Source organism: Ruegeria sp. BF10 (genome assembly GCF_056538725.1).
Genome location: NZ_JBQFTR010000005.1, coordinates 1 through 13127 on the forward strand (window position 1 = coordinate 1; position 13127 = coordinate 13127).

The window sequence follows — 13127 nt, forward strand, 5'->3', positions numbered from 1 at the left end:
TAGACCACCAAAGTGTCGCGGGATGGAGCAGCCCGGTAGCTCGTCAGGCTCATAACCTGAAGGTCGTAGGTTCAAATCCTACTCCCGCAACCAAAAAATACAACCAAATATCAAACTCTTAGCGCCCCAAAGGGCGCTCTTGGCGTTTGGGACGTTTGGCCTCGGTGCTACAACGGTGCTACGCTGTGGGGCAAACTTCAAATACCTCAACGTAGCGACACCGACAGTCGCTGACGCCGAACCTTACCAAACAAAGAAAACTAACGCGCGTCCACCGTCAGTGCTGTCAGCACCGTCAGCTAAAACCGCGAGTGTCGGATCAGAGCCCAAATAGACCATCACAGGGCGTATGGATTGCGCCTGTTTTGTCTTAGACAGGCCTGCTCTAATTCGGCAACCCAACTGCGATTGCTTTCGCGCTAGCAAGTGAAAGCTGTTACTGTCTTCCGTCAGCGCAGGAAAGCGATCCCGCATGGGGCAACGTCTTACAAGTCATGATTTATAGAACTCCTTTATCAACGAAAAAAGACGTGTGAAATTGAAAACAGAAAAGCAGCAACCAAGACCAGATCAAAACCGCCGAAAATCGCGGGGCCGGGCGCGGCAACTGATCGAAAATCAGCGCCGAGCTTCACCTCAGCGAATGCTGGCCCATTATCTGGTATCGAAGTGTCAATTGCTGTTCGGACCTTTCCAATGAGTGGCAACCGCAATCCAGGTGACGGGTTTAGTTCCATTCGGCTTTCGGTGTTGAAAACTCTGCTGACATCTCACATCGTTTGACAGCAAAAAGCCCTGCTCAATTCGAATTTGGCGAGGCGGTTTGCCGGTCCCGAAATTTGCAAATTTATTCGAAAAACCTTAAACTCAGCAGATTAAAGCCAAAAGCCATTTCCGGTTTTTGACGGCAAAGTCATACGAAAACACAGAATTTCCGGCCGAAATTGATTTCGTGGAGCCATAAATATGACTGAAAAAAACACCTTTATTGACATGCACACCCACCTGTTCACGGCGCGATATCTGCCGTTGCACAGTATCTTCTACTCGTTCACTTCACTGTATTTGTTTTCGCTTGGGTTGGCCTTTCTGGCGCTTCGTTTGACCCGCATGAGTGACTTCAGCAGACCCGCGACGGAAGAACCTGACCAGGACGATTTGATCAACGCGCTGCTCGATCACGATGTGGACCGGCTTATGCGGGCCATTGCACTTCCCGTTCGTGAGAAGATCAGAGAGTATCAATCGACACCCAACCCCAGCCACCAGGATTGGAAGGACATAGAGGAGCTGATCCGAGCCCTGAACGATATTGACCATGATATCAACTATTCACGGGCCGGCGACCTCCCGATAGGTGTCCAGCTTGTGGGCGGCGACAGAATTTCTGAAAGGTCCGTCTTTGCCGACAGTGGCACGGACGCTGATTTGCTGGATCGGTTTCTGGCCGAGGCCTTCCGGGTCGCTGGTCAAAAAGCGGTAGAAAGCGATTTCTTTCATGAAGCTGCACACTTGCCGTCGGGTGAGGTGTACAAACCTGGATCTGATGCCGGCTTTCGTGCCGTCGACATTCCAATCGGTCAAATCGGCATTATCTTTCAGTTTCTTGAATTCTTTGTCATCATGACCTTGTCCGAGCGAAACCGGTTCAAAGCGCTCAAGAGGGATTTCAAGAAGAATGGTCAGCCGAGCGACCCGGAAGCCAGCCTTTTCGTGGGTATCCTGCTGGATATGCGCCGTGCCTTCGACAAGCTCAAGGAATTTTGGATGCCCGGATTCCTACCGCCGTATTTTGACTTCACCGAACAAATGGACCGGATGCAGTCACTCGCAGCTGAGAACCCGAATGAATTGATCAATTTTGGGGCAGTTGACCCGTTTCGAGGCGGGAACTGGAAACAGATTGTCGATTCAGGCGTTGCACTAGGGATAACGGGATACAAAATCTATCCGCCCTTGGGGATCCGGCCGATCGATATGCGCGGCTACCAGACCCCGGTCGCCCCTGGGCGAAGTCTGGACAAGTACAAAGAAAAAGCGCAGAACCCTGCGCCCTACCCGATGGCACAGGCCAAGATGGGTGACATCATTCGCCATTTCTCCAGCCACAACCTGCGTTTGTTTGCCCATTGCAACCCGATGGGATTTGAGGTGGAGAAAGGATACGGCGTCTATTCCGATCCAGAGTTATGGAAGCACTCGATGGAGACCCACAATGCCCGGAACCTTTGGTTGTTCCTGGCTCATGGTGGCGGCGCAAAAGAAGTAGATTGGATGGGTTGGGCAGCAGATAACACCCATTTCAAGCAAACATTTGCCTATCGTGCTATTCGCTTGGTTGAGGAATTCGACAATGTCTATCTTGGCTTGGGTCATATTTTGGGAATTCTGGACACAAAGCTCAAACCAAAGATATTTCAGCGATTAAAATCAGTACTAGTGGACAAGAGAACCCAAGGCGCACCGCACCATTTTCGGGACAAAGTGTGTTTTGGAACGGATTGGGCGATGCCCCTGATGGTCGGCAGAACCCGTGAATACCTGATCGAATTTGACAAGTTCTTCAGCGATCCACAGATCAGTCCTTGTGCACCTAACTTTTTTGAAGGGAATGCAAAAAAATTCTTGGGTATTTGATGGGTTTTCAGGCTGAGATTGCCTGACCGGCGCCCAAGACAACCTGAATTTCCGATGGCCCTGTTTCAAGCGGATTCCCGGTGCAGGGGGCGATTCAGGAATATTATATTGTGCATTGTAAATACATGTTATGTTGGTTGGGGGGTATTTTTATGAGTCGTATTTTGGAAGAGTCCTATAGGGCTTACGAACCTCGTCCTTTTACTGCGGATCAGCGCAAGGATGTCACCTTGTTGTTTGGTGGGGTCACATGGCGCGCCGAAAAACTGCTGGAAGGCCTGTTCAAAAGTGCGGGTTACAATGCGCAGCGCCTGCCTGATGTGACAGTTGAAGACTTGTACCTGGGACGTGAACTGGCGGATGTCGGACAGTGCTGCCCCACCGCCTTCACAACGGGCAACTTGTCGAGTTTTCTCAGAAACGAAGCCGAGGCTATCGGTGCTGACGAAGTGGCCGAAAAATATGTTTATGTGACCGCCGGGGCCTGCGGGGCCTGCCGTTTCGGTCAATATCACCAAAGCTATGAGCTTGCGCTGAAGAATCTGGGGCTCGAGGCGTTCAGGATGTTTCTGGTTCAGCAGCATGAAATCGATCAGTCGAAAGGCAAAGACGCCGGTTTGCAGACTGATATTCACCTGCTGCTGAGCACGGCCTTGGGCATGATGGCAGCGGATGCCATTCAGGATCTGGAATACCAGCTGCGGCCCTATGAGCTAGAGCAAGGCGCGACCAACCAGGCGGCGCAGAAGGCGGTTTCCGAGATATACGACGCCATGTTGAGTAGGCCGAAGCAAATGCCGAAATGGGGATCGGTCCTGTGGCATTCGACGACCAGACGCTTTCTGAAGGCCATGAGGCGTGCACGCGACCACTTTGAAGACATCCAGCTTGATCGATTGAGGGTCAAGCCCATGGTCAAGATCACCGGCGAGTTCTATCTGGCCACCGCCGAAGGGGTGCAGAACTACAATATGCACAAATGGCTTGAAGGCGAAGGCGCCGAAGTTCAGCCGGCACCGATGGTCGTATGGTTCGACTACCTGATGCGGTATGGCGGACAAAAGCTGAAGCTGGGTTTCGGGATAAAAGAAAAAGCGCGTCAGAATTATGTTCTGCTGAAACTTGGGCAGCGCTTTTTCAGGTTCAAATACGATCAGATGCGCCGGATGCTGGGGAGTGTTCCGCGTCCGATGCCCGATCAGGACAAGCTGGGCAAATTGGCGGCTCCGTTTTTTGACAACATGATCAACGGGGGTGAGGGTGATTTGCTGATCGCCAAGGCGATCTGGGCGCATACCCAGCGAAAAGCACATATGATTTGCGAGCTGTCGCCCTATGGATGCCTTCCCAACACAATGAGCATCGGCGCAATGGCGGCCGTACAGGGCCGGTATCCCGATATGCTGTATGCCCCAATCGAGGTAAAAGGGGACAGTGACGTACACGCTTTGTCGCGGTGCCAGATGGTGCTGGCAGACGCCAAGATCCGCGCGCAGGAGGAATTTGAATCTGCTCTTGCCGCTGCCGGGTTGACTGCGGACGAGGCCAGAAAGCGCGCCAAAGAGCATCCCAAGGTCAACACGCCGTTTTGGAAAGTTCCCCATCGTGGCGCCGTGGGCACCGCATCCAATGTCGTGCTTGAGCTGGGAAATGCCACGTTGTGAAATACGCGGGGATAGATATCGGATCGACAACTGTTAAAGGCGTCGTGGTAGAAGATGGCGAAGTCATCTGGAAAGCCTATGGTCGTCACAAAACACGCCAGGCCGAGAAAACCCTTGAACTGTTGTCGCAAATGGAGCTGGAGGCCGGCCTGACCGCCGGTCGCGATGTCGTCACGTTTACGGGATCCGGGGCTGGGACACTGGCAGATCATGTGAACGCGCGGCAAATCCAGGAAGTTGTCGCCGTCGCAGCCGCAGTCGAAGCGTTGCATCCGGATGTGCATTTCGTGTCTGAAATTGGCGGGGAAGACATGAAGACGTTGTTCTTCACGCCAACCTCCGCAGGCAAGGCCAAGCAGGTCTATATGCAATCAGCGTGCAGTGGCGGTACGGGCACCTTTATCGAAAAGTCAGCACGAAAGCTGAATATTTCTCCGGACGAACTGACCACTCTGCCATTCGATGGTCAAACTCTTCATCGGATCAGTGCCAAATGTGGGATCTTTGCTGAGACTGACGCAAACAGTCTGGTCAAGGCCGGAGTTCCCAAGACCGAAATCATCGCAAGCTTGTTTGACGCAGTCGTGCGGCAGAACCTGGCGACTTTGACAAAAGGCAACACCCCCACACCATCAGTGCTTTTGCTGGGCGGACCGAACATGTTCTTTCAAGGTCTTCAGCAGGCATGGGCAAGCCATTTGGCCGCGCTGTGGGACGAGCGCAATGTCGTATTGGAAACAGGACAGAGCGTCACTGATGCTATCCTGGTCCCCGGCGACGCCTTGTACTATGCGAGCCTCGGCTGCGTCGAGATTTCTCGCCGGGAACAAAACGTATCCGGGGCCTATTCCGGCACGGATGGCCTGAAGTGGTGGGTTGAAACAGGCCAGCACGGTGAAAAGGCCAAAACCGGGCAAGAGGCCTTGGCCCGGAACGGTGAACTCGTCCGGTTCCTGAAGGATTTTACGCAACCCGTGATCCAGATGCCCCAGCCTGTTGCGGCCGAGACATTTTATGTCGGGTGCGATTTCGGCAGCACCACGGTCAAGGCGGTGGCGTTGGACCGCGACGCGGAAATCAAGGCTTCGGTCTATCAGCACAGTCAGGGAAACCCGATCGAAGATGCCAAGTCCGTTTTCCGCAAGTTGCGTGATGCAGGGATCGAGAATATCGGCGCTCTTGGGCTGACGGGGTATGGGAAAGATCTGCTGAAGGATATTTTGGGGGCGGACGTTCCGGTGGTCGAGACGGTCGCACATGCGGCGGCTGCCATGCACATACATCCCGACGCAGACGCGATATGCGACGTTGGTGGGACCGATGTCAAAATCATGCTGTTGCGGCAGAAAGCGGTCGTCGATTTTCGGCTCAATTCCCAATGCTCTTCCGGCAACGGGGCGTTTCTTCAAGGCGTTGCCGAACGCTATGATGTCCGGCTTGAGGACTATGCCGAAAAAGCCTTCAGCGCCAAGCGGATGCCGAAACTGATGATGGGGTGCGGCGTGTTCCTTCAGTCCGACATCGTGAACCAGCAACGCAAAGGGTGGGCGGCAGAAGAGATTATGGCAAGCCTTGCCGCGGTCCTGCCTCTGAACGTTTGGGTCTATGCCGGGCAGTTTCAGAACCTCAAAGCCATCGGCAGGAAGTTCGTCCTGCAAGGAGGGACACATCGAAACCTGGCAGTCGTCAAAGCCCAGATCGATTTCATCAGGGGCAAAATTCCTGACGCGGAAATTACCGTGCACCCTCATGCTGGCGAGGCTGGCGCGTTGGGCGCCGCCCTTCTTGCGCTTGAACACGTGAACACCGGGCAAAAGTCCCGGTTCGTTGGGCACGACCGCGTCGAAGAATTGGAATATGTCAGCACTACCAACAGCAAAACCACCTGCAAGTGGTGTGCGATGAACTGTAGCCGGGCCTTTGTGGATGTTCAGATTCCCGACGGTCGCGGCCGGGCAAACAGCAAGGTTCCTCTGGCGGAAGGGTGGGAGCGGGTGATTACCGGCAATTCCTGCTCGAAAGGATTGATTGAAGACGCAGCCGAGATGAAAGCGCGAAAAAAGCAAATCGACGAGGAAGCGAATGCCAATCCAAATATTGCAGAAAGCGTTCGCGAAGGCGCCTTTCGCTAAGTCCAAACCGCCCAAGCGGGATTTTCGGATCGGTATCCCTCGGGTCCTGAACCAGTGGTCGACGCACAGGTTTTGGACGACGTTGTTCGTTGAACTGGGAATCAATCGCCGCAGTATCGTCTATTCGTCGGACACATCAGAAGCACAGCAGCTGAAATTCGGAAAAGGGCGCGGTGCTGTTGACTGCTGCTATCCTGTCAAATGCATGTCTGGCCATTATGGCGAATTGCTGAACGGGCAAAAGCGCCCCATTGATATCCTGTTCGTTCCCATAATCCTGACTGTCCCATCCTTTTTGCGGGGTCATGTCCGGGAAAACATGGCCTGCCCGCGCGTCATTGCCGGCCCCGAAAGTACTCGGGCCGGCTTTCGGCGGGAAAAGGACGTGTTCAAGGAAATGGGCGTACACTATCTTTCGCCGGCCGTATCCTTGGCAGACCCACAAATTGCGACCCGGCAGTTGTACGATGCCCTGAAGGGCGTAATCACCGACTTGCGCATGACTGAACTGCGCGCGGCTGTTGCCACGGCTTACGATGCCCTTCAAGAGTTCGATCAGAGTCTGCGGCGGCAAAGTCTGGCGGTACTGTCCGAATGCGCCACGCAAAATCGACCTTGCATCCTGGCCTTGGGTCGCCCGTACCACATGGACACCGGAATTGGCCACGCCATTGAAAGCGAGTTGCAGGCCTTTGGTTATCCGATCCTCTGGGGTCAATATCTGCCATTGGACGCAGAGATACTGGACTGGTTGTACGGCGATCTGATCAAAGCCGGCCGAATTCAAAGCCCTTTTGACATTTCGGATATTTGGAAAACATCCCACAGCGCAAACACGAATGAACTTCTGTGGGCCGCCCGCTATGGATCCATTATGCCATGGATAACCTGTTCGATCCGGTTTTCCAGCTATGAATGCGGAATGGATCAGCCGACTTATTCGCCAGTCCAGGAAATCATCGAAGCGCTTGGAACGCTTTTCTTCGTGTTTCAGGATCTCGATGAGACGAAACCCGCCGGCTCTGTTCGAATTCGCGTGGAAACCATTGCTTACTATCTGGAACAGAAATCGCCGAATATCATTCAAAGCAAACTGGAGGCCCTGAAAACTGCACCACCTGAATTGCTGTTGCCAACTTGATCCATCGGTCGGCTTTCAAGGCAGTACGGCACCCGTTTGCGGGCACGAGGCCAAAAGCGGTTCAGCCTGTGTTGGCGCCGTGACGCGAAAGAGACTTCTGAACAAACAACCTGGGGCTTATCGACTAAGAAGCAGATTTGAGGGATATTTTGCATAGAGCTGGCGCGGGGGCGATGCTTTGCTTGAACACATTGTGGACTCTGAAAAACCCATCGACGATGGAAAAATAAGACGAAAGATGCAGGTTGTTAACGTTGCAGCCTTTATTGCGTCGCTTGGGTTTGGTTTCACAGCCTTCTACCAGTTCCAACTTGGACCAGACTGGAGATATCTTGCATGGGTGAACTTTGGGCTTGGCTTCGCGGCGCTGTTGACGATGACGCTGGATCGCTTCGGCCTTGAGGTCAAAGTCGCTTATTTTACAGTATGGTTGTTCCTGTTCCTGGCTCATGACATCAGCGTCGGCAAAAACGGTGAAGATCACCTGGTCTTGCTTGTCGGCCCGCCCTTGCTTTTTTATTTTCTGGGGGCCGCATATTGGCGTTGGATCACTTTGATAACGATCCTCAGCGCAGCTTTGTTTATTTACATATCGCTTGTCGTTCCTTTGCACATACCGCCCGGCGAAACGATTTGGGATATTGTTACGCAATCATATCAAGACGGATTTGTTAGGCACCCTCAAGATGTTATTTTCATCGTGCTGATTTTGGGAATCGTCTCGGCGCTTTTTTTCACGTCCTATTCTGCAAACGCCGCAATAGATCGATACGAAGAAGCGTTGGAAAAGGAGTTCGCTGTTTCCGAGCGGCTGATAAATGTTCTTTTGCCTTCACGTATTGCCAAGCGCATCAAAGCGCACCCGGACAGGCTAATTGCTGAAAGAATTGATGACGCTACAATTCTGTTTTCTGATTTGTCTGGATTTTCTGAATTCGCGGCCGCCAATGGGGCCAGAGCGACGGTCAAATTGCTGGGCTCCGTATTTTCGGCATTCGATGAACTGGTTCTGAGCTACAAGCTGGAGAAAATCAAAACCATCGGAGACAGCTATATGGTTGCAGGTGGTCTGGACCCCTCTGTCAAGGAACGGCAACCGGATTCGGTTCGCATGGCAGCGTTGGCGATTGATATGATTGCGACGGTCGAGCGGGTGTCAGACAAACTGCATCCAAAGGTGTCCCTGCGGGTCGGAATTCACAAAGGTCCGGTGATCGCAGGTGTAATCGGCGGCGACAAACCGTTTTTTGACGTTTGGGGTGATACAGTCAACATCGCCTCAAGAATGGAAAGCTCCGGAGAGCCGGGGCGCGTTCAAATCTCACCCGAGGTAAGAGATGAGATAGCCGAACATGTGGACTGTGACAGACGAGAGGTTATCAACATCAAGGGATATGGCGAAATCCAACCCTATTGGTTGGGGAAAGTCCACGACGAACCTGCGATTTCACGCGCGTCCGAGCAGTTTATCAAAGGTTGAAAACCTCATCTTCTCGGTGAAACGTCCCGAGGTCAGTGCGGGTTCATTCAGCGACCGGAAGGGGGCGAATCTGGGTCAGTTGAAACAACGGATCACACGGGGGCACTTGCGGCCCGCAGCCGGATGGCCCGTTGCGACAGTGAGAGCACGCGCTCGAAGCCAGGCCACATTTTCAAAAACGAGCCGCCGGCTGAAGAACCCGGCGGCTCGGACCTTGGTGCTTTACAGTGAAACTGGGACAACCGTGGTCAGCGGTTTCAGGCGGTGACTTCCTGCTCGGGCGCGCTGAGCGAGATGACAAGCACCACAGCCGCACCGTTCAGCCAGTAAAACACCGCATCCAGTCCTGAGAACCCCAGAACGCTGGGTGCAAACAGGAAGGTGATCCCGACGATCAAGTCTACGGCCAGATGAAACTTGTAAGGAAGGACCCGCCAAATCCCAAGATGATGATCGGTCAGAACCGTCAGAACAAACGCAGCAACACCGGTGACAACCGACAACCACAGGGCCAGTGGGTTTGACTGACCCAATCCCAACAGGAACGGCAACGTCATGAGGGCAATGGCAACAGGGTAGTCGAGGTAAGCATGGACAGAGCGGGTAACGAAACGCAGGGACATGAGATCTTCCTTTTTTCAATCATTGATAAAGGGAAGGTAAGGTGCCGAAGTTGAACGCTGAATTTCTGATCGTCTATGATACCATGCAGATCGTTCAGAAAACGTGGAGGATCAATGCATCGCCCGGTACGCAGCCGGCGATAGCCCAACCTGTTTCTTGAACACACGCGAGAAAGCTGCCTCGGAGGCATACCCGACCTCGGCGGCTGCATCTGCCACGTTCCATCGTGCCTCGGTCAGACCATGGCATGCGATCTGCATCCGCCAATCCGTAAGGTACTGCATCGGCGTTGTGCCCATCTTTTCAGCAAAAAGCTGAGCGAAGGCAGTGCGCGACATACCCGCCACACGTGCCAATGACGCAACGCTCCAGTCATTGGCCGGGGCCTGGTGGAACGCGGTCAACGCCCGCGAGATGCGCTGATCAGCAAATCCTGCCAACGCGGAATCCTGCGGGCTCTGACGTTCCAGATAGGCCCGGATCGCCTGTGCAAACAGGACCTCGGACAGTTTCAGCGCGATCAGGTCGCCACCGATCCTCGCGCCTGAAACTTCAGAGCCGATCATGCGCAGGGTGGATTCCATCCACGATCCCGCCTCTTCGCCATAATTCTCGATCAGGATATAGGGCGGCAGGCGGTCGATCAGCATATGCCCGGTGCCGTTTCGGCCGGCCGGGCCGGTAAAAGAGAAGTGACCGCAGATCAGCTGCGTATCCCGTTCCTCGTCATCACCGCCATAGACCAAAACGCCCTCGCCCGTGTAGCCCGCACGCTCCAGCACCTGCTCCAGGGGCAGTGCATCCAACGGCTTGACCTCGGCACAGAGCAATGCGTGCGGTGCCCCGTGGGGTATCAGGATCAGATCCCCCTGCCTCAACCGCAGGGTTTCCCCCGTGGTCGAGACATGAACCTTGAGCTCACCACGCTGCACAAAATGAAACCGGGCCACGTTTTCGAACCCTGGCACCTGAATTCCGAAGGGCGGCGTGAACGACGTGCGGAAATAAAATGTGCCGCGCAGGGAAAGGCGGGTGAGAATATCGCTGAGAAGGTCCAACATGTGCTGAAGATACGCAATCTGTGCAATCCGTCCAGATGGCCGAACGGATTGCACGATAAATTGCACGTTTGGCAACAAAAAGCCCCCGACAAAGCGGGGGCAAAAGCTTACGAGCGCACCAGTTTCTCGTAGTCCTCGGCGATTTGGCGGGTCAGGTCGCCGACCTCGAATGTGTATTCGCCGATCTGCCCGACAGGCGTGACCTCGGCCGCGGTGCCGGTTAGCCAACACTGTTCGAAGTCAGCCATTTCTTCGGGCTTGATGCGGCGTTCATGCACGGTGATGCCCTTGTCTTTCAGCATCTGGATCACCGTCTGGCGGGTGATGCCGTTCAGGAAGCAGTCTGCCAGCGGGGTATGCACCTCGCCATCCTTGACGAAAAATACGTTCGCGCCAGTGGCCTCGGCCACGTATCCGCGCCAGTCCATGAACAAAGCGTCCGAGCATCCTTTGGTTTCGGCCTTGTGCTTGGAAATGGTGCAGATCATGTAAAGGCCCGCTGCCTTGGCATGGACGGGGATGGTTTCCGGGCTGGGGCGTTTCCACTCGGCAATGTCCAGCTTGGCACCCTGCATCTTGGCATCGCCATAATAGGCACCCCAGGGCCAGACCGCGATGGCCATGCGTACCGGATTGCGGGCCGAGGCGACGCCCATATCCTCGCCCGAGCCACGCCAGACCAGCGCCCGCACATACGCGTCCTGCAAACCGCTGGCTTTCAGCGCTTCTTCCTTGGCGGCTTCGATTTCATCAACCGAATAAGGCATCGGCATGTCCAGCGCCTCGGCCGAGGCGATCAGGCGCCGGGAATGGTCGCGGCTTTTGAAGATCTTGCCGTTATATGCGCGCTCGCCTTCGAATACCGATGACGCATAGTGCATTGCGTGGGTCAGAATGTGCACGTTGGCCTCACGCCAGGGCACCAGTTTGCCATCCATCCAAATGGTGCCATCACGATCATCATACCCCGCCATGCGAAACCTCCTGAACCGGGTTGAATTTTTCGATTATTGCGCGATTTAGGTCCGATACGGATACAATATTGCGCAAAAACTGCGATTCGATACCGCTCTCCTCTTGGAATGTCAATAACGCTGACATAAACTCGGCCCGGTAGTAACGAATGAGGCATGATATGTCCGACATCCGCCCGGCCCCGCGTTATGGGGGCGAGAGCCTTTTGTTTTTGACCGATGAGCAATTGCGGCAGGGGATCGAGGCCATGTTCTTCGCCTATCGCGGCTTTACCGCTGATCCCGACCGCATCCTTGCGGAGATGGCCTATGGCCGCGCTCACCACCGGGCAATCCACTTCATCAACCGCGCGCCGGGCACGACTGTCAACAACTTGTTGGCCATTCTTGGCGTAACAAAACAGTCTCTGAACAGGGTTTTGCGAACCTTGATCGAGGATGGTTTGGTGGAAAGTCGCGTGGGAACAGTGGACAAACGTGAACGCCACCTATTTCTGACAGAAAAGGGGCAGTCGCTGGAAACCACGTTGTCGGATGCTCAGCGGGCCAGAATGCGCGCCGCCTATAAGGATGCCGGTCCCGAAGCCGTGGCTGGTTTTCGCAAAGTGCTTGAAGCAATGATGGATGCTGATATGCGTCATGCCTATACGAAACTTCGGGATACGACCTCATGAGCGAAATGGATGCCCATCTTCTGATTGTCGATGATGACGAGCGCATTCGCGATCTGCTCAAGAAGTTTCTGATGCGCAATGGGTTTCTGGTTACGGCGGCACGGGATGCAGCCCACGCGCGGCGCGTATTGTCGGGGTTGGATTTCGACATGATCGTCATGGATGTGATGATGCCGGGCGAGGATGGTGTCAGTCTGACCCGTGCTTTGCGGGAAACGCATACGACACCGATACTGCTGCTGACCGCAAAGGGTGAGACGGAACACCGGATCGCGGGCCTCGAGGCCGGGGCGGATGATTACCTGGCAAAACCGTTCGAGCCGAAAGAGCTGCTGTTGCGGATCAATGCGATCCTGCGTCGGATGCCGGAAACACCGGCAGAAGAAACCACGGCGAAGATCCTGTATCTCGGGCCCATCCGCTATGACATTGAACGCGGTGAGATGTGGCAGGGCGAAGACCCGGTCCGTCTGACCGCAACCGAAAGCCAGTTGATGAAGATATTCTCGGCCCAGCCCGGAGAGCCGATCAGCCGCGCCAAGCTGGTCGAGGATTTGGGGCGCGACAAGGGTCAGGCGCAGGAGCGCGCGGTGGATGTACAGATCACGCGCCTTCGGCGCAAAATCGAACAGGACCCCAAGCAGCCACGCTATTTGCAGACTGTGCGGGGCGCGGGGTATATGCTTGCGCCGGATTGAGATGCCGCTGCGCGGCGTTTTTTTTGGCCTTCGGCGAGGATA

At 54.6% G+C, this 13127-nt stretch carries 10 protein-coding genes and 1 tRNA gene; 8 read left to right on the forward strand and 3 right to left on the reverse strand.

The window, feature by feature from the left end; genetic code table 11:
- Positions 1-16: 16 nt before the first annotated feature.
- The 6 genes from ACR0DJ_RS16810 (at position 17) to ACR0DJ_RS16835 (ending at position 9054) form a co-directional block, all read left to right on the forward strand.
- Positions 17-93 (forward strand) — tRNA-Met (locus ACR0DJ_RS16810).
- An 873-nt stretch (positions 94-966) separates the two neighbouring features.
- On the forward strand, positions 967-2637 hold the full coding sequence (locus ACR0DJ_RS16815) for an amidohydrolase family protein (protein WP_480685739.1): 1671 nt from the start codon (positions 967-969) through the stop codon (positions 2635-2637).
- 152 nt (positions 2638-2789) lie between these two features.
- Positions 2790-4301: a hypothetical protein gene (locus ACR0DJ_RS16820; protein ID WP_480685740.1), complete on the forward strand. Its 1512-nt coding sequence runs from the start codon at positions 2790-2792 to the stop codon at positions 4299-4301.
- On the forward strand, positions 4298-6433 hold the full coding sequence (locus tag ACR0DJ_RS16825; protein WP_480685741.1) for a BadF/BadG/BcrA/BcrD ATPase family protein: 2136 nt from the start codon (positions 4298-4300) through the stop codon (positions 6431-6433). Before ACR0DJ_RS16820 ends, ACR0DJ_RS16825 begins: the two co-directional genes overlap by 4 nt.
- On the forward strand, positions 6384-7574 hold the full coding sequence (locus ACR0DJ_RS16830) for an acyl-CoA dehydratase activase-related protein (RefSeq protein ID WP_480685742.1): 1191 nt from the start codon (positions 6384-6386) through the stop codon (positions 7572-7574). Before ACR0DJ_RS16825 ends, ACR0DJ_RS16830 begins: the two co-directional genes overlap by 50 nt.
- Before the next feature lie 178 nt (positions 7575-7752).
- Positions 7753-9054, forward strand: coding sequence for an adenylate/guanylate cyclase domain-containing protein (locus ACR0DJ_RS16835; protein ID WP_425079883.1), 1302 nt, complete (start codon positions 7753-7755; stop codon positions 9052-9054).
- Positions 9055-9311: 257 nt separating this feature from the next.
- On the opposite strand, the gene ACR0DJ_RS16840 is transcribed toward ACR0DJ_RS16835, so the two are convergent.
- From ACR0DJ_RS16840 to ACR0DJ_RS16850, 3 genes are all read right to left on the reverse strand, one after another.
- Complete coding sequence (locus ACR0DJ_RS16840) at positions 9312-9677, reverse strand: SPW repeat domain-containing protein (protein WP_171726878.1); 366 nt, start codon at positions 9675-9677, stop codon at positions 9312-9314.
- Between the two features lie 111 nt (positions 9678-9788).
- Positions 9789-10739 (reverse strand): AraC family transcriptional regulator, encoded by a 951-nt coding sequence (locus ACR0DJ_RS16845; RefSeq protein WP_257599624.1) that lies wholly within the window; start codon positions 10737-10739, stop codon positions 9789-9791.
- Positions 10740-10846: 107 nt separating this feature from the next.
- A complete protein-coding gene (locus ACR0DJ_RS16850) occupies positions 10847-11713 on the reverse strand; it encodes a branched-chain amino acid aminotransferase (RefSeq protein ID WP_480685745.1) in 867 nt (288 codons plus the stop codon).
- 161 nt (positions 11714-11874) lie between these two features.
- Between ACR0DJ_RS16850 and ACR0DJ_RS16855 the strand changes: the two genes are divergently transcribed.
- Both ACR0DJ_RS16855 and ACR0DJ_RS16860 read left to right on the forward strand, forming a co-directional pair.
- Positions 11875-12387, forward strand: a complete 513-nt coding sequence (locus ACR0DJ_RS16855; RefSeq protein ID WP_170347566.1) for a MarR family winged helix-turn-helix transcriptional regulator — start codon at positions 11875-11877, stop codon at positions 12385-12387.
- Positions 12384-13085 carry a response regulator gene (locus tag ACR0DJ_RS16860; RefSeq protein WP_170347567.1) on the forward strand — a complete coding sequence of 234 codons (702 nt, stop codon included), beginning with the start codon at positions 12384-12386 and terminating at the stop codon, positions 13083-13085. The genes ACR0DJ_RS16855 and ACR0DJ_RS16860 overlap by 4 nt, the downstream gene beginning before the upstream one ends.
- The last annotated feature ends 42 nt before the right edge of the window (positions 13086-13127 follow it).